The organism is Bacillus cereus group sp. BfR-BA-01356, assembly GCF_022663635.1.
Classification (GTDB): domain Bacteria; phylum Bacillota; class Bacilli; order Bacillales; family Bacillaceae_G; genus Bacillus_A; species Bacillus_A cereus.
Window position 1 is genome coordinate 15,800 of the sequence record NZ_JAKUFX010000011.1, and the last position, 25,804, is coordinate 41,603.

Sequence of the window (25,804 nt, forward strand, 5' to 3'; positions counted from 1 at the left end):
AGCATAATTTTTGGTAAGATGAATATAGAATGAATACTAATGAAGAAAGTGGTGTCGTATGAGCGAGTTATTGCGTGTGGAAAATGTTACAGGAGGATATACGAAACGACCTGTATTAAAAGACGTTTCGTTCTCTGTTAATAAAGGCGAACTTGTCGGCTTAATCGGTTTAAATGGAGCTGGTAAAAGTACGACGATTAAACATATTATCGGTTTAATGGAACCGAAAAAAGGAACTGTCACAATTAATGGGAAAACAATTCGTGATGATATGACAGCGTACCGTTCTAGCTTTTCATTTATTCCGGAAACGCCGGTATTATATGATGAATTAACGTTAGAAGAGCATTTGAAATTAACAGCTATGGCGTACGGCGTGGATGAAAAACAATATGAAGAACGTGTAGGACAACTACTACAAGAGTTTCGTATGAAAAATCGTTTAAAATGGTTTCCATCTCATTTCTCAAAAGGGATGAAACAAAAAGTAATGATTATGAGCGCATTTTTAGTGGAGCCATCTCTTTACATAGTAGATGAACCTTTCGTTGGATTAGATCCGTTAGCGATTCAATCCCTTCTTCAAATGATGGACCAAATGAAAAAGAGTGGTGCCGGTATTTTAATGAGCACACATATTTTAGCGACGGCAGAGCGTTATTGTGATTCGTTCATTATTTTGCATCAAGGTGAAGTAAGAGCGAAGGGAACGCTATCTGAACTGCAATCACAGTTTAATATGCCAGGTGCAACGTTAGATGATATTTACATCGCGCTAACAAAGGAAGAAGATTATGAATAGCACAGCGTTATGGAAAGAACGATTTCGTCACTTTCTAAAAGAAGTTCGTACATATAGTAAATACGTATTTAATGATCATTTGAAATTTATTTTCGTGTTCATCATCGGTGCGGGAGCGTATTATTACCAGCAATGGTTACAAACGTTAACAACTTCGTTTCCAACTGCGCTCGTAATGGCAGTATTAATTGGACTCGTGTTAACGGCTGGATCCATTCAAACATTATTAAAAGAAGCGGATCTCGTTTACTTACTGCCAGTTGAAGAAAAGTTAAAACCTTACTTCACAAAGGCATTTCTTTTTACATTTATGATTCAGTTATACATAATCGCAATCGTAGCAGCCGCGCTTGCTCCGTTATACTTCCAACAAATGAAGCAAACAGGAGCTGGCTACATATGGATCGTACTCGCATTTGTCATTGTAAAAGCGTGGAATTTATTTGTAGCGTGGGAAAAGTCATTTTTAACAGATCAAAATATACAAAGGGCTGATTGGTTTATTCGTTTTATCCTAAACGGTTTATTTGTATATTTCCTTGTAGAACGTACTTCAGTTCTTTTCATTGGTGGAATCGTCCTTCTCATGGTGTTATACCTTGCTATCATGCATCAAATGGTCAAAGGAAAGCCACTAAACTGGGAGTATTTAATTTCCGAAGAAGGTAAGAAGATGATGCTACTGTACCGCATTGCGAACATGTTCGTTGATGTACCAGCATTAAAAGAAAGAGTAGCCCGCAGAAAATGGCTAGATTTCATTCTGTCGATGATAGGCGAAAAGCGTACATATTTATACTTATATACGAGAACATTTTTAAGATCTGGTAATTATTTTGGATTATATGTGCGTCTGCTCGCTCTTGGCGGAGTAATTCTTTACTTCATTCCATTTTTATATGGACGATTTATCGTAAGCCTTATCTTCCTATACTTAATCGGTTATCAGCTATTAACTTTATGGAAACATCATCGCATGAAAATTTGGCTTGATTTGTATCCAGTAGGGGGAGAAGAGAAGAAGAAAGATTTTCTTGCTTTATTAAACGCGATTCTAATCATCGGAAGCGTAATCTTTACAGTTATATGTGCACTAGCAACGAAAGATTTCATGATGACAGGAATTTTACTTATCGTAAGCATATTATTTAGTATCGGTTTCGTTTACCAATACGGGGCGAAGCGCATTGAGCGTTTAAATTGAAAGGAATGAACCTATGATTACATACGAAGAGAAGGTTATAAAAGAATTGGAGCAGTGGAAAGCTACATTCATGAAAGATTCTTCTATGATGACACGGTTCTCCAAAAAAGTGCAGACGAAGGTGCAACAGCTCATTCCGGCGAAAGTACAAAAGGTACTAACAGAGACGATTCGTATGATGGTGCAAACGATTAGCGCCGGGTCAAACTTTATAAAGCCGAAGCTAAAAGAGACGACATGGTCACTGCAAAGACGTGACGATGAAGTTCGTAAAAAAATGGATGAGTACAAAAAAATAGCAGCGGCAGAAGGAGCAGGGACTGGAGCTGGTGGTATTCTCCTCGGTCTTGCTGACTTTCCGCTTTTACTTACAATTAAAATTAAATTTTTATTCGATGCAGCGACATTGTACGGATTTGATACGAGTAAACAAGAAGAGCGTCTTTTTATCCTTCACGTTTTCCAACTTGCCTTTTCAAGTGACGATCACCGAAAAGAAATATGGAAAGCAATCGAAACGTGGGATACAGAAAAAGAAAATCATATGGACTGGGAAAAGTTCCAAACAGAGTACCGAGACTATATTGATTTAGCGAAAATGCTTCAGCTCGTACCAGTAATCGGTGCCCCAGTCGGCGCATATGCGAACTATCAATTACTGCAAAGGCTTGGAGAAGTGACGATGAATTGTTATCGTATGCGATTGCTGAATAGAGATTAAAAACAAGGCGTCCTACATATGTAATGTAGGACGCCTTTTCTTAGAAGCTAAGTCCGATATAGCTAATTCCAGCTATAATCAATACGATAAAAAGTACAATGATTAATGAAAATCCGCTCTTACCAGCTTGTCCCGCTTCACCGCCGCCATTACCACCACTACCGCCATTACCACCAAGTCCCATATGATATCCTCCTTATTCTTATATGTTGCTTTTACTTTATAACTTTCTGTATTTTCCAATAAATACCTTCTGTAGTGCTAACTAAATTGAAAATCATTTCGTTTTGTTTTATAATTTACTTACCGAACGGTAAGTAAAAATAAGTGAGGTACAGTATGACGAAGAATTTACAAACATCGCAGAACATTGTAGAGGCATCATTTAAACTTATGGCAGAACACGGCATTGAGAAGATGAGTCTTTCCATGATTGCGAAAGAGGTAGGTATTTCAAAACCGGCTATTTACTATCATTTTTCTTCTAAAGAAGCGTTAGTTGATTTTTTATTTGAAGAGATTTTTTCTGATTATCATTTTACAAAATACTTTAATGAAGAGCGGTATACGAAAGAAAACTTTGCAGAAAAGCTAATCGCAGATGGTTTACATATGCTCTCTGAGTATGAAGGGCAAGAAGGAATACTACGCGTTATCAATGAATTTATCGTAACTGCATCGCGAAATGAAAAGTATCAGAAACGTTTATTTGAAATACAAGAGGATTTTTTGCATGGTTTCCATGATTTATTGAAGAAAGGCGCGAGACTGGGCGTTGTGTCACAACATGAAACGGAAGAAAATGCTCATACGCTAGCGCTCGTGATCGATAATATGAGCAACTATATGCTCATGGGATTCCAGTTAAAGTATAAAGAAATTTGGATTCGAAATGTGAAAAACGTAATGAAGGAGGAGTAAAAATGAAAATGCAAAAAAACTGGTGGCTCGGTTTTCTTGGATTTATTGGGGTTTATAAAATACCAGGTATGATTGAAGCTTTTCAAGCGGATGGAAATTGGATGAAGTTAATCGGTTTCATTTGGCTACTTTGGTTCGGATATTTTATTCCTGAGAAGAAAGAAGATTAAATTCCAATTTTCTGTAAAGTTACGTAAAATATAGATTGAGAGTATTCATATATTAGATTACTAGATTTGGAGTGGTTACATGGATCCATTGAAAAATGAAATTCACCCTGACATGGTCAAGGTGTGGAAAGCGCGTTCTTTAATTGAGCTAGGAATCAGTATTATAGTCATTTTTGCATATCTTTTCTTTATGATTAAGTTTAATTGGTGGGCTTGGATTTTCTATGTGCTCATCGGATTAACAATCGTATATACACCGTTTGATTACTTTACGTTTCCGAAACTACGTCAACGTTATTACAGCTACCAACTAAATGAAGAAGAACTTGAAATTCAGCATGGCCTTTTCGTTGTTAAGCGCGTATTAGTGCCGATGATTCGTGTACAGCACGTAACGATTGAACAAGGGCCAATTATGAGAAAATACGGATTAGCAGAATTACACATTTCAACAGCAGCAACTTCTCATAGCATCCCAGGTTTAACGATGTATGAAGCTGAAATGTTGAAAACGAAAATCGCAGAATTAGCGAAAGTGAGTGATGAGGATGTATAAAAGGCAGCATCCAATCACGATGTTATTAGAGTTAAAAATAACAGACTTTATACCACTCATTATTTTCATGTTCAGCTTAAACGGAAAGTTCCCGTTTTGGTATTTAATTCCCACTGCATTCGGTTTACTCACCGTCTTTTCAGCGTTTGAAAAATGGTATTACACAACATACTGGGTTGAAAATAACGTATTACATGTGAAACAAGGTCTCTTTGTGAAAAAGGAGAGCTACTTAAATAAAGAACGTGTTCAAACGATTAATACAAGTTCTAACGTACTATATCAAATGCTCGGTTTGAAAAAAATTCAGATTGAAACAGCTGGCGGAGGCGATGAAGCAGAAGTTAGCTTAGCTGGAATTACGGTAGAAGAAGCGACAGAGCTTATCGCAATGTTAAATGAGTCGGCTTCAGAATTGAAAGTAGAAAAAACATTAGAAGAAGTAGAAGTAAAAGAAATTATTACAGAGGAAAAACAAGCGAGAGAATACAAATTAACGTGGAAAGAGATTTTAATAGCCTCTGTTACATCTGGTCAATTTGGATTATTATTCTCATTAATCTTTTTTGTGTATCACCAAGTAGATGAGTACATTCCGAAATGGATAGAGAATAGCGTAAAGTCGTATGTAATGGAACATGATATATATGGCTGGATTTTGATGATAGCTATTTTGCTCGTCCTTTCGTGGATTATATCGACAATTGGTTATGCGCTAAAACATGGAGATTTCACAGTGAATCGAAGAAATGACGAAGTCCGTATTTCGCAAGGGTTACTGGAGAGAAAAGAACTCGTACTAAAATTGCACCGCATTCAAGGGATTACGATAAAAGAAGGCATTTTACGCCAACCGTTCGGTTATTGTGCTGTGCAAGTAGAAGTCATTCAAAGTGAAGGGAAAGAAGAAAAAGTTACACTGCATCCTATCATTCGAAAAGATCGAGTGCAACAATTACTCGCGCATTTACAATTACCATACGAATTGAATGCAAGTATTACTTCGTTACCAAAAGCAGCATTGCGCCGCTATCTCATTGATAGTTTTATCTTTTTCGCTATGCTCGCAATCCCGCTTACTGGAATAAGCATATACTTTGAAAAGTATTACATCATGTGGGCATTACTACCGCTCGCAATCCTTATCTTTACACTTGGCTACGCAACATTTAAAACAAATGGCTACAGTGTTAACGGAGAACAAATTACACTTGTCTATCGTAGCGTCGGAAAATATACAGGACTTATTAGAAGAAGACACGTCCAATCAATGGAGAAGACACAATCATATTTCCAGCGCTGTGCGGATTTATGTACGTATAAGTTTTCGAGTGCATCATCTAGTTATAAAATAGAGCATACGAGAGTAGAAGATGCGGAGAGAATGCAGGATTGGTATAAGAAGAAAATAAATGAGATGTAACTTGAGAAAGCTTGCCTATTATGAAAGGCAGGCTTTTTTGTTATAGGGAAAAGAGTCGTTTAATCCATATATTAGTACAACTACAGCACACATGTATCAATACGTATGAAAAAAGGTAATATGCTTCTGTTTTAGGAAAATATGTGGGATTTTTGATATAAATGGTATAATAAAATGGGAATAGTATTAGGAGGTTATATATGATAAGTCAGTTGAAAAGAGAAGCACTTGATGCATTAAAAGGAAGATGGGGACTAGCGGTAGGGGCAACCTTATTAATTGGAATCCTTATTGGAGCTGTTGAAATGCTAACAACAGGTATTTTCTCGATATTTTGGGGTTGGGAAGAAGCAAGTGATTCACTTACAGTAAGTATTATAGTAATGCTTGTTATTGGTCCATTAACAATAGGTGCCTATTATCTTGTTTTAAATGCAATTCGTGGGACTGATGCTCGCATTGGTCATATATTTAGATGGTTTAGCGATGGAAGTAAGTTGATGAAGTCGTTTTTAACATATTTACTAATGTATGTATACTTGACTCTATGGACATTACTTCTTATTATTCCAGGTATTATTAAATCATTTTCTTATTCTATGACATATTTTATTTTGAATGATCATCCAGAATATACAGCGAATCAAGCGATTACTGAGAGTCGTCATATGATGAATGGACATAAAATGGATTACTTTTTACTATGCTTAAGTTTCTTAGGTTGGTTCATTTTAAGTATTCTTACTGTAGGAATCGGTTTCTTATGGTTAGCACCTTATTTCTACGCGACATCAGCCGCATTTTATGAAGAGATTTCAAAAGAATATTATAAAAAAGAAGGCACTACTTTCTAATAAAACATATAAACTATCTACCCTAAAGAATGTAGGGAGCAGATAGCAGATGGTTTAGGTGTTTTGATATTTGTCCTATTTTCGGGATTCACTTCAGGATAAGGTATAGATTTTTATATAGAAATGCTACCCTCTATGTTTTATCATAGAGGGTTATTTTTTTATGTAAAAATGATAGGAAATAATGAATAATATATGTAAAGAAAAAAGCGAGGTGAATGAGAGTGAGCAAATTTTTAATACCGTATTCATTTTCTATATTAAGTTTCTTTATTTCAGCAACAGCACTTGATTTATATGATAGGATGGGAAACGATAGTGAGCTGGTTTCGCCGAACATAATTGGAAAGATAATTCAATCTACTGCGCAAATGGGAGTCCTTACATTGTATTTCGGAGTACCTATTATTTTAGGTGGCTGTCTACTTGGTGAGCTATTGTTTAGAGGTATCATTTTACGATTTAAACTCAGCTATATTATATCTTTATTATTATATCTACTTTTAGCTTTTAGTATTGTTTCTGTAACGGTTGGAATTCCAACTACATATGAGGATTCTAATACTACTTTCATGGTAATAACTATGATTTGCGCTGTGACATTCTTTATGGGCCGGAATATATGGGAGAAAAAAGAAATGAATAATGGAGTAACAGAATGAAATATACATGTCCGTGCTGCGGGTATAGAACAATAGAAGAAGAACCACCAGGTACATATGAAATTTGTAATATATGTTACTGGGAAGATGATGAGGTACAGTTTAACGATCCTGATTTTGAAGGCGGTGCAAATGAAGTCTCGTTAAGACAAGCACAGAAAAATTTTATTGTATTTGGTGCTTGCGAGGAATGTTTTATTGGATTAGTTAGAAAACCGACTAGTGAAGATGTGAAGGATGCTAGTTGGCAGCGAATTTGTTAAGTAAAATGTTATTACTCAATTCAATGGGAGTAATAACATTTTTTATTTAGTGCTGAAAGAATTACTGCCATCTTAAAGTAATAGGAAGGACTAAATCGGTAAATTTTATTAATGGATATATTAGGAATGAATATGAAAGTATAGATGTATAGTCAATGTTGTGTATTTGATGTTATCATATTGAATGATATGGAAATTTTTAATAGAATAAGTAACTAAAAATTCAAAGGTAATGAAGCTTTTGTTGTATAAAGAAAATACTTAGTAGTAATCAACAATATTAAAAATAAGATTCGTATTTATATAAATTTAGTAGAAATGGGGTTTTAAAAAGGAATGAGTATAAGCATAACGCGGCAAAAGATTTTGGCGGCCGCTTCTCAAATTGTGCAATGTAAAGGGGTTGCTAAATTAACCTTAGAAGCAGTGGCAAAAGAGGCGGGTGTAAGTAAAGGTGGATTATTGTATCACTTTTCAAATAAAGAAGCTTTAATAGAAGGTATGATAGTCAGAGGGGTAGAGGATTATGAGGGAGCCATTTACAATAAAGTAGCGGAAGACGCAGAGAAGAAAGGGAGATGGGTTCGCTCTTTTGTAGAGGAAAGATTAAATAATGAGAGAAGAACAGAAGAGTTATCTAGTAGTATGATGGCAGCATTCATGTTAAAACCTGAATTACTTGAGCCATTACAACAATCATTTTAGCAACTGCAAAAGAATATAGAAAACGATGAGATAGATGCAGTTTGTGCAACAATTATTAGATTAGCAGCAGATGGATTATGGTATTCGGAATATTTAGGGGTTGGAAGACTAAGCCCTGAGTTAAGAGAAAAAGTGATTCAAGCTCTTATTAGGAATTCATATAAATAGAATATACGAACTATATAATGTAAAAATAATTCACCGTTGCTTCTTTAATGTAGTGGTGAATTATTTTTTTTATTAGAAAAATAGAACAATTTTATAGAGTATTGAATTATAACCGTCCAGACGGTATAGTAATATTTGGTTTAAGAGGAAAATGAAACAAAAAAAGAATAAAAGATATTTTTAGCACACTATTCGAAAGGATAGGCCGCAAAGCTTAGAGTCTACGGTAATACATATTGGTTACTAAGATCGTCTGGTTGCACATTTTTGATGCAACCGGATGGTCTTTTTTTGTTATATAAATATAAAAAATAGGAGGGAACTATGCAAATGAAAAGTACTAAAAGACATATTTCAATGGTTTCATTAGTTTTTCTAGTATTATTTTCAGTGCTGAATGTGTGGGCTCCAGTTATTCAAGCTGCTGTGATGAAAAGTCCAGTGGACGAAATTAATATTTCCCGTACTGATGGCACGACATCTGAACCGTATCAAGCCTCAGATGGTATGAAAGTAGAAGTGAAGTGGTCAGCTAAAGAAAAAATAAAAAGTGGAGATCAATTCACAATTGATATGCCAAAAGAGTTTCGAAAAGACCTTATGAATATGAGTTTTCCTTTAAAAGATGCTGAAGGAAAAATAGTTGGTACATGTGAGATGAAAAAGGGTCTATTAACGTGTACTATGGGGGATTACGTAGAAGGAAAGAATAACATTAAAGGTTCTTTATTCGTAGAATTCTACTTTGGTCTAGAAGCATATGATGGTGTTAAAGAAATTCCATTAGAATTTAACGTTGATGGTCAAATCGTCAATAAAGAAGTAAATGTAAGTAATACGACAGAGAGACCGAAGCCACAGCCCAATACAGATAATCTATTGAAATGGGGTTCTTATAATCAAGAAGATCCTTCGATTGCTGATTGGCTTGTATATGTAAATGCAACTGGAACAGAAATGCAAGATCTTAAATTAACAGATACATTAGGACCTGGGCATGAGTTAATTACAGACAGCGTAGTATTAGAAGAGGCTGTATTTGAAGATGGTTATGCACCAACAAATATTAAGCCAGCAGATTTATCTAACATTAAAATTAATGCAACAAAGGCTGGATTTACAATTGAGTTTCCAGACAGTTCAAAAGGCTATATTTTAAGATATAAAACAAAGGTTACAAATCCTGCTGCGAAGCCTCATAAAAATACTGTGAAATTAGAAGGTAAAAATATTAAAACTGAAGAAAAAGTAGGACAAGTATTTGTAAGTGGTGGGGGAGGATCCGGTTCAGGTGACAATAATCCACCTAGCATTGAAAAAAATATAGTTGATGAGAATGGCAAGCTTGTAGAGAATGAGCAGTTAACAAAAATGGATCAAGTGATTCAATACCAAGTTGGTACACATATACCGAACGATCCTCCTAAATACACATCAATGGTAATTCGTGATGATTTAGAAGATGTTTTAGAAGTATTAGAGGCAAAAGTGTATGATCAAAATGGCCAAGATATTACTTCTAAAGGAACGTTAAATATAGATAAACAAAGAAGTGAAGTAACATTTACGTTTGGTGAGAGTTTTGACTATAAGTCGTATGAAGACCAGATAATTAATCTTAGTATCAAGGCGAAAATTAAAAATGATGCAGACTTATCTTCTTACGTAGATAAGAAGATTCCTAATAAAGCGGAATTACATTTTGATGATAAAACATTAACATCAAAAGAAGTAACTATTACGCCGCCTGAAGCTCCAAAAGATGGTACAGTATCGCTTCATAAAATAGATTCTGAGAATCGGAACAAAGGGTTAAAAGGTGCCGAATTTGAAGTCCGAAATAGTGCAAATGAAGTTGTTGCAAAACTGAAAACGGACGAAAAAGGTTTTTCAGTACCTCAACCTTTAGCTCCTGGGACGTATAAAGTATATGAAACAGTAGCACCAGAAGGATATCAAAAATTAACAAGTCCAGTAGAGGTTACACTTCAAGCTGGAGAAACAAAAACAATTGAAATTAAAAATACTATGCAAAAGGGTCAAATTGAAGTAAAGAAAATTGATTCGGAAAATGGTGAAAAACCATTAGCAAATGCAGAGTTTGATATAGTAAAAGACGGTGTAGTAGTCGAACATATTGTTACAGATAAAGATGGTAAGGCAATCTCTAAACCGTTAGCACCAGGGAAATATATTTTAAAAGAAACGAAAGCGCCTGAAGGCTACCAATTAAAAGAAGCAGAGTTCGAAGTAAATGTAACAGGGGACGGCATATTCCCAATACAAGTGGAAAATGCAATGGTAGACAAAGGTAATATAGAAATCACAAAAGTGGACAAAGAAAACGGGGCAGTATTAGCGGGTGTCGAATTTGAAGTCCAAGATGAGAAAGATGGAGTAGTAAGAAAAGTAGTAACAGATAAAGATGGAAAAGCAAACGTTTCAGATCTATCAGTAGGAAAGTACAAATTAGTAGAGACAAAAAGCTTACCAGGTTATAAAAAGCTAACAGAACCAGTACCATTTGAAATAAAAAAAGGTATGACAAAAGCTTTAGCAATAAAAGTAGAAAATGAGCAGTTAGACAAAGGCTCAGTAGAAATTACAAAAATAGATAAAGATAGCCAAAAAGTACTAGAAGGCGTAGTCTTCGAAGTGCAAGATGAGCAAGGCAAAGTAGTAACAGAAGTAAAAACAGATAAAGATGGTAAAGCAAAAATCTCTGATTTATCAGTAGGGAAGTACAAGTTAGTAGAGACGAAAAGTTTACCAGGCTACAAAAAGCTAACAGATTCAGTAGCATTCGAAATTACAAAAGGTATGACAACAGTCCTATCGTTGAAAGTAGAAAATGAACAGTTAGATAAAGGTTCAGTAGAAATTACAAAAATAGATAAAGACAGCAAAAAAGCATTAAAAGGCGTAGTCTTTGAAGTGCAAGATGAAGCTGGAACAGTAGTAAAGGAAGTAAAAACAGATAAAGATGGTAAAGCAAAAATCTCAGATCTATCAGTAGGAAAGTACAAATTAGTAGAGAAAGAAAGTTTACCAGGCTATAAGAAATTAACAGAGCCAGTATCGTTTGAAATTACAAAAGGTATGACCGAGATCTTATCATTAAAAATAGAAAATGAAATGGTAGATACGGGAAATATAGAGATAACAAAGATAGATAAAGATAATAAAGCACCGTTAGCGGGAGTAACATTCATCGTACAAGATGAAAAGGGTAAGGAAGTTACGAAAGTAACGACAGATAAAGAAGGAAAAGCAAATGTTTCAGATTTACCTGTAGGAAAGTATGAATTAGTAGAGGTAGAAAGTTTACCTGGTTATAAAAAGTTAGAAAAACCAGTATCATTTGAAATTAAAAAAGGCATGACCGAGGTCCTATCATTGAAAGTAGAAAATGAAATGGTGGATACAGGGAATATAGAGATAACAAAAATAGATAAAGATAGTAAAGCTCCATTAGAAAATGTTGTATTTGAAGTACGTGATTCAAAAGGAAAAGTAGTTGCGAAAGTAAAAACGGATAAAGAAGGAAAAGCAAACGTTTCAGATTTATCTATTGGAAAGTATGAGTTGGTAGAAGTAGAAACACCGGCAGGATACAAACCACTAGAAAAGCCAATTTCATTCGAAATTGAAAAGGGTAGAGTAACAGCATTACAATTGACTGTAGAAAATGAATTAGTGGATACAGGAAATGTAGAAATTACAAAAGTAGATAAAGAAAATAAAGATGCTTTAGCTGATGCAGTCTTTGAAATTCAAGATGAAGCAGGACAAGTAGTCGCTAAAATAACGACAGATAAAAAAGGACAAGCACAAGTTACTAATTTATCAGTCGGCACATACAAGTTAGTAGAAGTAAAAGCACCAAAAGGATATAAACAATTAGTAGATCCGATTACTTTCCAAATTGAAAAAGGTATGACAAAATCTCTTGCTTTAACAGTAGAAAACGAAATGTTAGACAAGGGAAATGTGGAAGTAACAAAAGTAGATAAAGATAGTCAAAAAGTATTAGAAGGCGTAGTCTTCGAAGTTCAAGATGAGCAAGGCAAAGTAGTAACAGAAGTAACGACAGATAAAGAAGGAAAAGCAAACGTTTCAGATCTATCAGTAGGAAAATACAAATTAGTAGAGACGAAGAGTTTACCAGGTTACAAAAAATTAACGGAACCAGTATCATTCGAAATCAAAAAAGGTATGACGAAAGTTTTATCATTGAAAGTAGAGAACGAACTGTTAGATAAAGGTTCAGTAGAAATTACAAAAGTAGACAAAGAAAGTGGCGCAGTATTAGCGGGCGTAACATTCGAAGTGCAAGATGAAAAAGGCAAAGTAGTAACAAAAGTAACGACAGATAAAGAAGGAAAAGCAACAATTTCAGATTTACCAGTAGGAAAATATAAGCTAGTAGAGGTAGAAAGCTTACCAGGATATAAAAAACTAGCGAAACCAGTATCATTCGAAATCAAAAAAGGTATGACAGAAGTTTTATCACTAAAAGTAGAGAATGAGCTAGTAGATAAAGGTTCAGTAGAAATTACAAAAGTAGATAAAGATGGTCAAAAAGCATTAGAAGGCGTAGTCTTTGAAATCCAAGATGAAGCGGGAAAAGTAGTAACAGAAGTAAAAACAGATAAAAATGGTAAAGCAAAAATCTCAGACTTATCTGTAGGAAAGTACAAATTAGTAGAGAAAGAAAGCTTACCAGGCTACAAACAATTAACAGAACCAGTATCATTCGAAATCAAAAAAGGTATGACAGAAGTCTTATCATTAAAAGTAGAGAATGAACTAGTAGACAAAGGTTCAGTAGAAATCACAAAAGTAGATAAAGATAGTCAAAAAGTATTAGAAGGCGTAGTCTTCGAAGTACAAGACGACAAAGGCAAAGTAGTAGCAGAAGTAACGACAGATAAAGAAGGAAAAGCAAACGTTTCAGATCTATCAGTAGGAAAATACAAATTAGTAGAGACGAAGAGCTTACCAGGTTACAAAAAGTTAACGGAACCAGTATCATTCGAAATTACAAAAGGTATGACAAAAGTCTTATCATTGAAAGTAGAGAACGAACAGTTAGATAAAGGTTCAGTAGAGATTACAAAAGTGGACAAAGAAAGTGGCGCAGTATTAGCGGGCGTAACATTCGAAGTGCAAGATGAAAAAGGCAAAGTAGTAACAAAAGTAACGACAGATAAAGAAGGACAAGCAACAATTTCAGATTTACCAGTAGGAAAATATAAGCTAGTAGAGGTAGAAAGCTTACCAGGATATAAAAAACTAGCGAAACCAGTATCATTCGAAATCAAAAAAGGTATGACAGAAGTTTTATCACTAAAAGTAGAGAACGAATTAGTAGATAAAGGCTCAGTAGAAATTACAAAAGTGGACAAAGAAAGTGGCGCGTTATTAAAAGGCGTAACATTCGAAGTGCAAGATGAGCAAGGCAAAGTAGTAACAAAAGTAACAACAGATAAAGAAGGAAAAGCGAAAATTTCAGATCTATCTGTAGGAAATTACAAACTAGTAGAAGTAGAAAGCTTACCAGGCTACAAAAAGCTAACAGAGCCAGTATCATTCGAAATCAAAAAAGGTATGACAGAAGTCTTATCATTAAAAGTAGAGAATGAACTAGTAGATAAAGGTTCAGTAGAAATTACAAAAGTAGATAAAGATAGTCAAAAAGTATTAGAAGGCGTAGTCTTCGAAGTACAAGACGACAAAGGCAAAGTAGTAACAGAAGTAAAAACAGATAAAAATGGTAAAGCAAAAATCTCAGACTTATCTGTAGGAAAGTACAAATTAGTAGAGAAAGAAAGTTTACCAGGTTACAAACAATTAACAGAACCAGTATCGTTTGAAATTACAAAAGGTATGACAGAAGTTCTATCATTAAAAATAGAAAATGAAATGGTAGATACGGGAAATGTAGAAATTACAAAAATAGATAAAGATAATAAGGCACCGTTAGCAGGTGTAGTCTTTGAAGTACAAGACGACAAAGGCAAGGTAGTAACGAAAGTAACGACAGATAAAGCTGGAAAAGCAACAGTTTCAGATTTATCAGTAGGAAAGTACAAGCTAGTAGAAGTAGAGAGTTTACCAGGCTACAAAAAATTAGAAAAGCCTGTACCATTTGAAATTACAAAAGGTATGTCAAAATCTTTAGCGTTCACTGTAGAAAATGAAATGGTAGATACGGGGAATGTAGAAATCACAAAAATAGATAAAGACAGTAAAGCACCATTAGAAAATGTTGTATTTGAAGTACGTGACTCAAAAGGCAAAGTAGTTGCGAAAGTAACGACGGATAAAGAAGGAAAAGCAAACGTTTCAGATCTATCAGTAGGAAAATACAAATTAGTAGAGACGAAGAGCTTACCAGGTTACAAAAAGTTAACGGAACCAGTATCATTCGAAATTACAAAAGGTATGACAAAAGTCTTATCATTGAAAGTAGAGAACGAACAGTTAGACAAAGGTTCAGTGGAGATTACAAAAATGGCCGCTGAAAGCAAGGAAGTCTTATCAGGAGCTGTGTTTGAAGTTCATGATGAAAAGGGAAAAGTAGTAGTGAAAGTAACAACAGATAAAGATGGAAAGGCAAAAATCACAGATCTATCTGTAGGTAACTACACACTAGTAGAAGTAGAAGCACCAAAAGGATATGAAAAATTAACTAATCCAATTCCATTTGAAATTACAAATGGAATGATAAATGCAGTTCAATTAGAAGTATTAAACAAATTGAATCATTTAGCACCACCAAGTCCAGAAACACCAGATCCAGAAAAGCCTGGAACACCAGATCCGGAGAAACCTGGAACACCGAATCCAGAAAAGCCTGGAACACCAGATCCAGAAAAACCTGGAACACCAGATCCGGAGAAACCTGGAACACCGAATCCAGAAAAGCCTGGGACACCAGATCCAGAAAAACCTGGAACACCAGATCCAGAAAAGCCAGGGACACCGAATCCAGAGAAACCTGAAAAAGAATTACCGAAGACAGGGCAGAAAATGCCTGTGGAACCATATATGGGAGCACTTCTTGTAATGATGAGTTTTGGGTTACTCGTATTAGGTAGAAAACAGCAGAGATAATAAAGGTGAAAAGGTATCCTCAAAGTATTTGAGGATACCTTTTTTAGCATAAAAAAAAGCATCTAGCAAAAGTACTAGATGCAAATAAAAACACAAGGGAAGACAAAATTCTTCCCTTTTCCCGTATGTAATTATATCAAAAAATTTATAAAAAACTAGCTATATTTAAAATATAATTTTTAAAAAAGTTATATACATAAATAATTGCAATACGCGCAGTTTTATCTTTCTGAAAAATCCATTTCTTTAATTTCGAATATTAAGACTAATGTTGATAAATCTCCAGATAATTAGAAAAAATAACCAAAAGGATATATAATATTGCTTAATAAATAATTTTAATGAATTACATATATTTCATTTGGTGTATTAATTGAATATCATAATTTAAAATTTTATTAAGCAAGAATCTCGGTTACTTATTGCATTTCTAACATAGGGTGAGATAGAAAAATACAATAGTGTGGAGGTTTTTATAATGACGTTTGTTCTTAGTAAAATGAATGGGTTTAGCATAGAAGAAAAGGTACATGAATTTGAATCTAAAGGATTCCTTGAAATCTCAAATGAAATCTTTTTACAAGAGGAAGAGAATCATCGTTTATTAACACAAGCACAGTTAGATTATTATAATTTGGAAGATGATGCGTACGGTGAATGCCGTGCTAGATCTTATTCAAGGTATATAAAGTATGTTGATTCACCAGATTATATTTTAGATAATAGTAATGATTACTTCCAATCTAAAGAATATAACTATGACGATGGCGGGAAAGTTAGACAGTTCAATAGCATAAATGATAGCTTTTTATGTAATCCTTTAATTCAAAATATCGTGCGTTTCGATACTGAATTTGCATTTAAAACAAATATAATAGATACAAGTAAAGACTTAATTATAGGTTTACATCAAGTAAGATATAAAGCTACTAAAGAAAGACCATCTTTTAGTTCACCTATTTGGTTGCATAAAGATGATGAACCAGTAGTATTTTTACACCTTATGAATTTAAGTAATACAGCTATTGGTGGAGATAATTTAATAGCTAATTCTCCTCGGGAAATTAATCAGTTTATAAGTTTGAAGGAGCCTTTAGAAACTTTAGTATTTGGACAGAAGGTCTTCCATGCCGTAACGCCACTTGGAACAGAATGTAGTACGGAGGCTTTTCGTGATATTTTATTAGTAACATTTTCTTATAAGGAGACAAAATGAGAGAGAATAAAATAATTATGATTTCTGGAGCCAATAGCGGTATAGGTCATGCTTGTATAAAATACTTTTTAGAAAAATCATTTCATGTAATAGCGCTTGATATTCATAATAATAATTTAATAGATTATATGAAAACAGATATGCCTTTGAAAGTAGTGCAAATTGATTTAAGTAATAGCGAAGCGATTCATAATCTTTTTACTCAATTAGATTTAGAAAAGCTTTCTCCTGATATATTAATAAATGCAGCTGGTATTCGAGAGATAACACCTGTTTTACATTTATCCGATGATATGTTTAAAAAAGTAATTGATGTAAATTTAGTAGCCCCATTTATCCTTTCTAGGGAAGTAGCTAAGCGATGGTGTGAATCGAAAATAAAAGGTTGTATTGTGAATATAGCATCGGTTTCTGGATTAATGGCTGAACCAGAGCGAGCTGCTTATGTTGCATCAAAGCATGCTTTAATCGGATTGACTAAACAGATGGCTATGGAATTTGGGAAGCAAAATATAAGGGTAAATAGTATTTCTCCCGGTGTTATTAGAACTGAACTTACAGAAGAATACTTTAGTAATAAAGCCTTGATGTCTATGATAAAAAGTAATCAATCTTTAGATACTTGGGGGTTGCCGCAGGATATTGTTTCATGTATTGAGTACTTGATTTCTGATCAGGCCCGCTTTATTACTGGTTCTAATTTTGTAATTGATGGTGGTTGGACTGCTGGAAAAAATTTATAATTGAGTGTTTTTGAGGAAAAGCACCTGTCCTTTTTTTAGGCTGGTGTTTTTCTCACTATAAACCGAGTTTTTATTGGAGGGGGATTAATTTGCTTCAAAAGAGTTTTAAGCAAGAGAAAACGGTACCGGCCTTAAAGATGATAGCATCAATGGTTATCTTTGGATCAGTTGGCTTTTTTTCGGTTCAAACAAACTTACCTTCGTTTGAATTAGTGTTTGTAAGGTGTATTTTTGCGACAATATTTTTAAGTGTATGCTGGTTGCTTACAGGGCAATATAAACAAGATAAATGGGAACGAAAAGAAGTTGTTCAAGTTTTAATATGTGGTTTTTTCTTAGTATTTAATTGGGTTTTCTTATTTAAAGCCTTTGAAAATATGTCAGTCACCATTGCTATCTCAGTTTATCATCTTGCACCAGTAATTGTACTGTTAATTGGAAGTATCGTCTTTAAAGAAAAATTAACATTCATATCTATCATTTCAATAATTGTGTGTTTTGCAGGAGCTTTATTAATTGCTGGTATCGATGGAAGCTTCTCTTTCGGTTCATTAATGTCTTCAGGTATGATATGGGGATTTCTTGCAGCTCTCTTTTATGCATTTACAACTTTATTTGGTAAAGGGATTAACAAAATGAGTGCGTATGCAATGACATTTTTACAAACATTCTTGGGGATATTTCTTTTAATACCATTTATAGATTTAGATGCTTTTAGTGGCCTCACTCAAAGTAATTGGACATATATTATAGCTACTGGTTTTATTCACACAGGGATAGTATATTATCTGTTTTTTGATAGTTTACGCTATTTGTCTACAAAAACCATCTCAATATTAGTTTTTTTAGATCCGGCAGTGGCAATATTATTAGATACTGTACTTACTGGATTCCGTCCAACTTTAATGCAAATAACAGGAATTCTTTTTATTTTTATTGGCATGACTTTAACATTAAAAAAATCTAAAGATAAAAAACTGAGCCAAAAAGAAAAGCGAATTGAAAGCGATGCTAGTATATCTCAACAATAATGAAATATATTGTGTATAAAACGATAAACCTTACATGAATCATGTAAGGTTTATTTTAGTTCAATATAATTCATATTTATAATACATAATTTTCAAAACTGAGGTGTGTGTTTCTTTAATATACTTTTGATTCAACTATTTTTATTTGACTATAAATTTACAAAAATGTATATGAAATCTTATTTTTTGATAATATATAAGTAATAAATTCATAGAATTGGAGTGATGAGATGCAGCCGTTAGAAAGGGAGATTCATTCTAATATGCTGAAAGTGTGGCGAATTCACGCTTTAATTGGGACGGCAGTTATACTAACAGTCGTAATTGCGTATTTCTTTTTTATGATTAACTTTAACTGGTGGGGCTGGTTGTTTGGACTATTAGTAACAGGAGCTATTACATTTATTCCACTTGATTATTTTGTGTTTCCAAATTTACGTCAGCGCTATTATAGTTACAGATTAAATGAAGAAGAGATTGAGATTCAAAAGGGAATGTTCGTTGTAAAACGCGTACTTATTCCGATGATCCGTGTGCAGCACGTAACGATTGAGCAAGGGCCGATCATGAGAAAGTATAATTTAGCAGAATTACATATTTCAACAGCCGCAACTTCTCATAGTATTCCAGGTTTAACGACAGAAGAAGCAGAACAGCTGAAAAGACAAATTGGAGAACTTGCGAAAGTGAGTGATAAGGATGTATAAGAGGCAACATCCGATTACGATATTGTTAGGTATTAGGATTGCGAGTTTGTTGCCACTTATTATTCTTGTTTTATTTAAACCTGATGAACAAGTGGAACCTTGGTATTTATTTTATCTTTTTCTTCTGGTTGTTTTATTCATCATGGCTATTTTTTCAGCAATTAAATGGTATTTTAAAGTGTACTGGATTGAGAATAATATTTTACATATAAAGCACGGTGTTTTTGTAAAGAAGGAAAGCTATTTAAATAAAGAGCGTGTACAAAATATTAGTACGTCTTCTAACATCATTTATCAAATGCTCGGACTTATGAAGTTAAATATAGAAGTAGCCGGTGGTGGTAATGAACCAGAAGTGATGTTGGCTGGTATTAAAGAAGACGAGGCAAAACATTTAATTTCTTTATTACATAAGAAAGAAACTACTGTAAAAGAAGAAATAGAAGAGGAAGAAAGCAAGACGGTTTATCAGTTAACAGCGAAAGAGGTTTTAGCCGCAGCGATTACATCTGGTCGGTTCGGACTAGTGTTCTCTGGACTAGTACTTCTTTACACAAAGTTTGATTTTGTTCTTCCTGAAGGATTCACAAGTAAAGTAGAAGCGTATGTGATGGGAAACGGTGTTTATAAACTAATTGTAATTGCATTAATTTTAATGGCAATTTCGTGGATTATTTCCACGGCTGGATATGTGTTGAAATATGCAAACTTTAAAATTGAGCGAAAAGGGGAAGAGATTCGTATCGTTCAAGGATTATTTGAAAAGAAAGAGTTTGTCTTAAAATTGCACCGCATTCAAGCGATTACTGTAAAAGAAGGTATGCTTCGCCAGCCGTTTGGCTATTGTGCTGTTGAAGTGGAAGCAATTCAAAGTATTGGAGCAGCAAGTAACGGAGTAATGTTGCATCCATTTATGAAGAAAAAAGATGTACAGCACCTGATCACATATTTAGAGTTACCATATGAAATCGAAGCGGAGATCGTTCACTTACCAAAAACAGCGTTGCGTCGTTATTTCATTGTGGGCTGGTTAATAAGTATCATACTCACAGTTCTAATTGCCAGCGTGAGTATATATTTTAAACAATATATTGCGTTGTTTGTTATTTTACCGTTATTTATCGTGTTTTCGTTACTTGCGTATGCTAGATATAAAAGTGGCGGTTATGAATTAAGAGAAAATCAACTAACGGTTGTATATCGTAATTTTTCGAAATATACAGGAATAATGCGAAGAAGACATGTTCAAGCAGTAGGTTATAATCAATCGTATTTTCAAAGAAAAGATGAATTATGTACAACTCTTGTAGCGGTAGCCGGGCGGGGTTATGAAGTAAAGCATATGAGAAAAAAAGATTCACTTCGTATATATAATTGGTACAAAGAAAAAGGAAACACCGGTGTGTAATGGTGTTTCCTTTTTGTCATTAAATTGATATCTTTAGTCGAATCGTTGATATATTTCAAGATATGATAGATATATTCGGAAAATCGTTGATATATTTCAAGATGTGATAGATATATTCGGAAAATCGTTGATATATTCAAAGATATGATAGATATATTCGGAAAATCGTTAATATAATTTCACGTACTGTTAGTGTTGTATTATGTTTTAATTAAACTAACACATCAAAAGTAGTCACAAAAGATGGACGAGAGAAAATACTCTTTTGCTGTTCCGCATGTGGATGCGCTGGAGCTTGTCCTTCTGCTTGCGTGGGACGTTTTTTATGAGCGTTTTCGAATGAACGTGATTCTGTCCAGTCTTTAAAGTTTTGCTCTGTTTCCCACATCGTTAAGATGACGTATGTATCGTTACTTAATGGGCGTAGAACACGGATCGCTTGGAATCCTGGTTCGTTTTCAATAAGGCCTGCGCGGTTTTTAAAGCGGTTTTCGAATACTGGGCGACCTTCGTCTGTGACAGAAATGTTGTTACAAACGATATAGCCAGGTTGTCCTTTAAATTCACCGACAGCATCTAGTACGTCATACTGAAGTGAGCCTTCTACAGATTCTTCTGTATTTTCTTTATAAAACATATTTTTTTCATCATTTTTTGCAGTGAAATGTGCTTGTTCTAGAGGTGTTTCGTATGAAATAATAGCCTTCATTTTAATGCCCCCTTAATAGTTTGTTTCTATTATATCAACTCTCTTAAAAAACTTCGAAGATTATATACATAAAGATACTTCTTTTTCAAATAATAAATGTACCATCATTTGGAAAGAAGGACGATGTATGAAGAAAGTAAAGTGGACTTTATTAGGCGGCGTCGCAACGTTCGTAGTAGCGATTGTAATCTATAAACTTATCGTGTTAGCTGGTGGCTATATGATGGATGAAAAGCAGCTCGTTTTCCACTCTTCATCACGTATCGTTGACCAGAAAGGGAAAGAAATTACGAAATTATACGTAGAAAATAGAGAGCTCGTACCAATCGAGCAAATTCCGAAGTATGTGCAGCAGGCGTTTGTTGCGGTGGAAGATTCTCGTTTTTATGAGCATCAAGGGATTGATTATCCGTCTATATTCCGTGCTCTTTATAAAGATACGTTAGCTAGAGAGAAGGTAGAGGGCGGTAGTACCATTACGCAGCAACTCGCTAAAAACGTCTTTTTAACTCGTGAAAAAACATTTACGCGCAAATTGAAGGAAGTCGCAATTTCTCTTCAATTAGAGCAAAAATATACGAAGCAACAAATTCTTGAAATGTATATGAATCATATTTATTTTGGTCATGGGGCTTACGGCATTCAAGCGGCAGCAAAGTTATATTTTAATAAAAATGTAGAGGATTTAACAGTAGAAGAAGGGGCAATGCTTGCAGGTCTTCCGAAGTCGCCAAACGGATATTCACCGTATTTCTCTCCAGAGAAAAGTAAGGAGCGCCGCGATCTCGTATTGTCACTTATGCATAAACAAGGCTATCTGACTGCAGAAGAAAGTGTACGTTATCAAGGGAAAACAATTGCTCTTTATAAAAACTTAGATGAGAATGAGCTCGCATATATGCCGTATATTGATATGGTCATAGATGAAGCAGCTCGTTTATACGGGTTGTCTCATCAAGAAGTACTTCGCGGAGGATATACGTTTGTCGTACCTATGGATGAAAAGATTCAAAAGGTAGCATATAACCAGTTTCAAGATGCAAGGAATTTCCCTGGGAAAGAAGAGGGGGCGCAAGGTGCTTTCTTATTAATGGATAATCGTACGGGAGGGATTAAAGCGGCGATTGGGGGAAGAAAGTACGTCCCGAGAGGATTTAATCGTGTTTTTGCCAAAAGGCAGCCTGGATCTGTTTTAAAACCACTTATCGTTTATGCACCAGCACTAGAAACGAAAAAGTATAATCCGTATTCTTTATTAACGAACGAAAGAAATTCTTTTGAAGGGTATGAACCTCGAAATTATAATCATGAGTATTCAAAAGAAATGACGATGTATGATGCGATTTTAGAGTCGGCAAATGTACCGGCAGTTTCTTTATTAAATGAGTTAGGGGTAGAAGAAGGAAAGCAATATTTAGAAAAAGGAAATGTTCATATTGCAGATGCTGGTTTAAGTACAGCGCTTGGCGGATTGAAAAATGGCGTTTCAACATTTGATCTTGTAAAAATGTATCGTTCATTTTTAGCAAATGGAAATATTATCGAGCCGCACGTTATTGATAAAGTATTAAATAGACACGGTGCAGTCATTGGGGAATCTCCAAAAGTAGAGACAAAAATCTTCTCGAAGCAGACAGCATGGTATATGACGAAAATGTTAGAAGGAGTTGTGAAGGAAGGAACAGCGAGAGTTGGTGTATATAACGGTGCGTTAGCTGGAAAAACGGGTACAACTTCATTGCCAAATGACGATAAGGGAGCAAGAGATATGTGGTTCGTTGGTTATACACCGAACTTAGTAGGCGCTGTTTGGATTGGTTATGACCGTACGGATAAGGAGCATCAGTTGCAAGGAGAAAGTGCATCTGCGACAAAATTGTTTAAGAAAATTTTAACGAAGTCTAATGTAGAACATAAAGAGAAGTTTATGAAGCCTGAAGGTGTGGAAACAATCAGCGCTCCGATTCGGCTGCGCAAAATTGAAGATGTAAAAATGAAATTATCATTTAGCCCTTTCGGTTTATTTAAAGCAAAATTAAGCTGGACGCCACTTCCAGATAACAGAATTATGTACCGAATCTATAGAGTGGAGAACGGAATTCATACGCATGTTAGCACTGTAAATGGTGCTGGGGAATATGAGGAAAAGTTCGTTAACATATTTTCAAAACCGAGCTTTTACGTTGTACCATATAATACACAAACGAATCGTGAAGGAGAAAAGTCAAAAGTAGCTAAACCATAGTTTTTCTCTGTGTTATAATAAGAATGTTGTGAAAATAGTAAGCGTTTTTAAGAATGTTTGTGTCAATTTAATGAACAACGTACATAATATTATGCATTTTGTTTTTACAAGCTGTATAGTAAAAAAAGATAAATATCGAACGTATTCGAAGCATTGGTAAGGAAGGGAGCAAGGGTCTTGGTAAGAACTATAAATGAGACATTTTTAAAAGCATGTAGGGGGGAACGTACCGATTATGTACCAGCATGGTATATGCGTCAAGCAGGTCGTTCACAGCCGGAATATAGAAAGATTAAAGAAAAGTATTCTTTATTTGAAATTACACACAATCCAGAGTTATGTGCTTACGTTACAAAATTGCCGGTTGATCAGTATAACGTAGACGCAGCAATTCTTTATAAAGATATTATGTCACCACTACCTGCAATTGGTGTGGATGTAGAAATTAAATCAGGTATTGGCCCAGTTATTGATAACCCAATCCGTTCTTTACAAGACGTAGAAAAACTAGGGGAAATCAATCCAGAAGATGACGTACCGTACATACTAGATACAATTCGTTTATTAACGACAGAAATGTTAGACGTACCGTTAATCGGTTTTTCAGGAGCTCCATTTACATTAGCGAGCTATATGATTGAAGGCGGTCCATCTCGTAACTACCATAATACGAAAGCGTTCATGTATGCAGAGCCAAAAGCTTGGTTTGCTTTAATGGATAAACTAGCAGATATGGTTATTACATATTTAAAAGCGCAAATTAACGCAGGAGCAAAAGCAGTTCAAATTTTCGATTCTTGGGTTGGAACAGTAAATGTAGCGGATTATCGCGTATTTATTAAACCAGCAATGGAGCGTATTTTTGCAGAAGTTCGTAAGATGGGTGTTCCAATGATTATGCACGGCGTAGGAGCTGCACACTTAGTGAATGAGTGGCACGACTTACCGCTTGATGTAGTCGGCTTAGATTGGCGCTTACCGATTGAAGAAGCACGTGCACGGGGCGTTCATAAGGCGGTACAAGGTAATATGGACCCTTCATTCTTACTTGCACCATGGTCTGTTATTGAAGAACATGTAAAAGGTATTTTAGATCAAGGGATGAAACAGCCGGGTTATATCTTTAACCTAGGTCACGGTGTATTCCCAGAAGTAAATCCAGATACATTAAAACGTTTAACTACATTTATTCATGAATACTCTAAAGGGCAGTTAGCGAAGTAAAGGAGCATTGCTGTATGAAAAAGAAAATTGGTTTGCTTGTAATGGCATACGGAACGCCATATAAAGAAGAAGATATTGAACGTTACTATACACATATTCGCAGAGGAAGAAAGCCAAGTCCTGAAATGCTGGAAGATTTAACAGAGCGTTACCGTGCAATTGGTGGTATTTCTCCTTTAGCTACTATTACATTAGAGCAAGCTAAGAAGTTAGAGAAGCGTTTAAATGAAGTACAAGATGAAGTAGAGTACCATATGTATCTTGGCTTAAAACATATTGAACCGTTTATTGAAGATGCGGTGAAAGATATGCATAACGACGGAATACAAGATGCAATCGCACTTGTTCTTGCACCTCACTATTCTACGTTTAGCGTGAAATCGTACGTTGGACGAGCACAAGAAGAAGCTGAGAAACTTGGAAACTTAACAATTCACGGCATTGATAGCTGGTATAAAGAGCCGAAATTCATCCAGTACTGGGTTGATGCAGTGAAAGGTATATATAACGGTATGTCAGATGCAGAGCGTGAAAAAGCAGTATTAATCGTATCTGCACATAGCTTACCAGAGAAAATTATTGCAATGGGCGATCCATATCCAGATCAATTAAATGAAACAGCGGATTATATCGCGCGCGGAGCTGAAGTAGCAAACTATGCAGTAGGCTGGCAAAGTGCAGGAAACACACCAGATCCTTGGATTGGTCCAGATGTACAAGATTTAACGAGAGAACTAAATGAAAAGCACGGTTATACTTCATTCGTATATGCACCAGTTGGATTTGTTGCGGAACATTTAGAAGTTTTATATGACAACGACTTTGAGTGTAAAGTTGTAACGGATGAAATTGGTGCAAAATATTATCGTCCAGAAATGCCAAATGCATCGGAGGCATTTATTGATTGTTTAACAGATGTTGTATTAAAGAAAAAAGAATCTGTACTGTAAGAA

Annotated in this window: 21 protein-coding genes, 1 pseudogene and 1 riboswitch; of the genes and pseudogenes, 20 read left to right on the forward strand and 2 right to left on the reverse strand. The window is 34.8% G+C overall.

Features of this window, described 5'->3' with window-relative positions; all coding sequences use genetic code 11:
* Window positions 1-58 precede the first annotated feature (58 nt).
* From ecsA to ecsC, 3 genes are read left to right on the forward strand one after another with little or no spacing between them, the layout of a single operon-like run.
* Entirely contained in the window at window positions 59-802 is a 744-nt protein-coding gene (ecsA, locus tag MR168_RS06465) for an ABC transporter ATP-binding protein EcsA (protein ID WP_001292603.1), read from the forward strand.
* The gene (gene ecsB / locus MR168_RS06470) at window positions 795-2,006 is read left to right on the forward strand and encodes an ABC transporter permease EcsB (protein ID WP_086412761.1); all 1,212 of its coding nucleotides are present in this window, start codon (window positions 795-797) and stop codon (window positions 2,004-2,006) included. The genes ecsA and ecsB overlap by 8 nt, the downstream gene beginning before the upstream one ends.
* A gap of 13 nt (window positions 2,007-2,019) precedes the next feature.
* Complete coding sequence (gene ecsC / locus MR168_RS06475; protein WP_000634142.1) at window positions 2,020-2,727, forward strand: ecs operon protein EcsC; 708 nt, start codon at window positions 2,020-2,022, stop codon at window positions 2,725-2,727.
* Between the two features lie 40 nt (window positions 2,728-2,767).
* Here ecsC and MR168_RS06480 read toward each other — a convergent pair whose 3' ends face one another.
* Window positions 2,768-2,911, reverse strand: a complete 144-nt coding sequence (locus MR168_RS06480; protein WP_000522758.1) for a YjcZ family sporulation protein — start codon at window positions 2,909-2,911, stop codon at window positions 2,768-2,770.
* A gap of 155 nt (window positions 2,912-3,066) precedes the next feature.
* On the opposite strand from MR168_RS06480, the gene MR168_RS06485 reads away from it, so the two are divergent.
* From MR168_RS06485 to MR168_RS06550, 14 genes and pseudogenes are all read left to right on the forward strand, one after another.
* Window positions 3,067-3,648 (forward strand): TetR/AcrR family transcriptional regulator, encoded by a 582-nt coding sequence (locus tag MR168_RS06485; RefSeq protein ID WP_000164838.1) that lies wholly within the window; start codon window positions 3,067-3,069, stop codon window positions 3,646-3,648.
* Window positions 3,649-3,650: 2 nt separating this feature from the next.
* Window positions 3,651-3,818 (forward strand): hypothetical protein, encoded by a 168-nt coding sequence (locus MR168_RS06490; protein WP_000783813.1) that lies wholly within the window; start codon window positions 3,651-3,653, stop codon window positions 3,816-3,818.
* A 79-nt stretch (window positions 3,819-3,897) separates the two neighbouring features.
* The gene (locus tag MR168_RS06495; RefSeq protein WP_000371345.1) at window positions 3,898-4,374 is read left to right on the forward strand and encodes a PH domain-containing protein; all 477 of its coding nucleotides are present in this window, start codon (window positions 3,898-3,900) and stop codon (window positions 4,372-4,374) included.
* Window positions 4,367-5,797, forward strand: coding sequence for a PH domain-containing protein (locus MR168_RS06500; RefSeq protein ID WP_086412762.1), 1,431 nt, complete (start codon window positions 4,367-4,369; stop codon window positions 5,795-5,797). Before MR168_RS06495 ends, MR168_RS06500 begins: the two co-directional genes overlap by 8 nt.
* A gap of 200 nt (window positions 5,798-5,997) precedes the next feature.
* Entirely contained in the window at window positions 5,998-6,651 is a 654-nt protein-coding gene (locus MR168_RS06505) for a DUF975 family protein (protein WP_000625400.1), read from the forward strand.
* A gap of 218 nt (window positions 6,652-6,869) precedes the next feature.
* The gene (locus tag MR168_RS06510; RefSeq protein WP_086412763.1) at window positions 6,870-7,313 is read left to right on the forward strand and encodes a hypothetical protein; all 444 of its coding nucleotides are present in this window, start codon (window positions 6,870-6,872) and stop codon (window positions 7,311-7,313) included.
* On the forward strand, window positions 7,310-7,576 hold the full coding sequence (locus tag MR168_RS06515; RefSeq protein ID WP_000877839.1) for a CPCC family cysteine-rich protein: 267 nt from the start codon (window positions 7,310-7,312) through the stop codon (window positions 7,574-7,576). The genes MR168_RS06510 and MR168_RS06515 overlap by 4 nt, the downstream gene beginning before the upstream one ends.
* A 336-nt stretch (window positions 7,577-7,912) precedes the next feature.
* Window positions 7,913-8,449: pseudogene (locus MR168_RS06520) on the forward strand (TetR/AcrR family transcriptional regulator).
* A 172-nt stretch (window positions 8,450-8,621) separates the two neighbouring features.
* A riboswitch (cyclic di-GMP riboswitch) is annotated at window positions 8,622-8,714 on the forward strand.
* A gap of 59 nt (window positions 8,715-8,773) precedes the next feature.
* Window positions 8,774-15,568, forward strand: a complete 6,795-nt coding sequence (locus tag MR168_RS06525) for a SpaA isopeptide-forming pilin-related protein (RefSeq protein WP_242291207.1) — start codon at window positions 8,774-8,776, stop codon at window positions 15,566-15,568.
* A gap of 478 nt (window positions 15,569-16,046) precedes the next feature.
* Window positions 16,047-16,784 (forward strand): 2OG-Fe dioxygenase family protein, encoded by a 738-nt coding sequence (locus tag MR168_RS06530; RefSeq protein WP_000144813.1) that lies wholly within the window; start codon window positions 16,047-16,049, stop codon window positions 16,782-16,784.
* Complete coding sequence (locus MR168_RS06535; RefSeq protein WP_001208938.1) at window positions 16,781-17,527, forward strand: SDR family NAD(P)-dependent oxidoreductase; 747 nt, start codon at window positions 16,781-16,783, stop codon at window positions 17,525-17,527. Before MR168_RS06530 ends, MR168_RS06535 begins: the two co-directional genes overlap by 4 nt.
* Before the next feature lie 89 nt (window positions 17,528-17,616).
* Window positions 17,617-18,558 (forward strand): DMT family transporter, encoded by a 942-nt coding sequence (locus MR168_RS06540; protein ID WP_086412765.1) that lies wholly within the window; start codon window positions 17,617-17,619, stop codon window positions 18,556-18,558.
* A 230-nt stretch (window positions 18,559-18,788) separates the two neighbouring features.
* The gene (locus tag MR168_RS06545) at window positions 18,789-19,265 is read left to right on the forward strand and encodes a PH domain-containing protein (RefSeq protein WP_086412766.1); all 477 of its coding nucleotides are present in this window, start codon (window positions 18,789-18,791) and stop codon (window positions 19,263-19,265) included.
* Window positions 19,258-20,673 (forward strand): PH domain-containing protein, encoded by a 1,416-nt coding sequence (locus tag MR168_RS06550; protein ID WP_086412767.1) that lies wholly within the window; start codon window positions 19,258-19,260, stop codon window positions 20,671-20,673. The genes MR168_RS06545 and MR168_RS06550 overlap by 8 nt, the downstream gene beginning before the upstream one ends.
* 211 nt (window positions 20,674-20,884) lie before the next feature.
* On the opposite strand, the gene hmoB is transcribed toward MR168_RS06550, so the two are convergent.
* Window positions 20,885-21,382 (reverse strand): heme-degrading monooxygenase HmoB, encoded by a 498-nt coding sequence (gene hmoB / locus MR168_RS06555; protein WP_000644062.1) that lies wholly within the window; start codon window positions 21,380-21,382, stop codon window positions 20,885-20,887.
* A gap of 127 nt (window positions 21,383-21,509) precedes the next feature.
* Between hmoB and MR168_RS06560 the strand changes: the two genes are divergently transcribed.
* The 3 genes from MR168_RS06560 (at window position 21,510) to hemH (ending at window position 25,801) form a co-directional block, all read left to right on the forward strand.
* On the forward strand, window positions 21,510-23,627 hold the full coding sequence (locus MR168_RS06560) for a transglycosylase domain-containing protein (protein WP_086412768.1): 2,118 nt from the start codon (window positions 21,510-21,512) through the stop codon (window positions 23,625-23,627).
* Window positions 23,628-23,804: 177 nt separating this feature from the next.
* Complete coding sequence (gene hemE, locus MR168_RS06565; protein WP_000252605.1) at window positions 23,805-24,851, forward strand: uroporphyrinogen decarboxylase; 1,047 nt, start codon at window positions 23,805-23,807, stop codon at window positions 24,849-24,851.
* Window positions 24,852-24,865: 14 nt separating this feature from the next.
* The gene (gene hemH, locus MR168_RS06570; protein WP_000726779.1) at window positions 24,866-25,801 is read left to right on the forward strand and encodes a ferrochelatase; all 936 of its coding nucleotides are present in this window, start codon (window positions 24,866-24,868) and stop codon (window positions 25,799-25,801) included.
* Window positions 25,802-25,804: the final 3 nt, after the last annotated feature.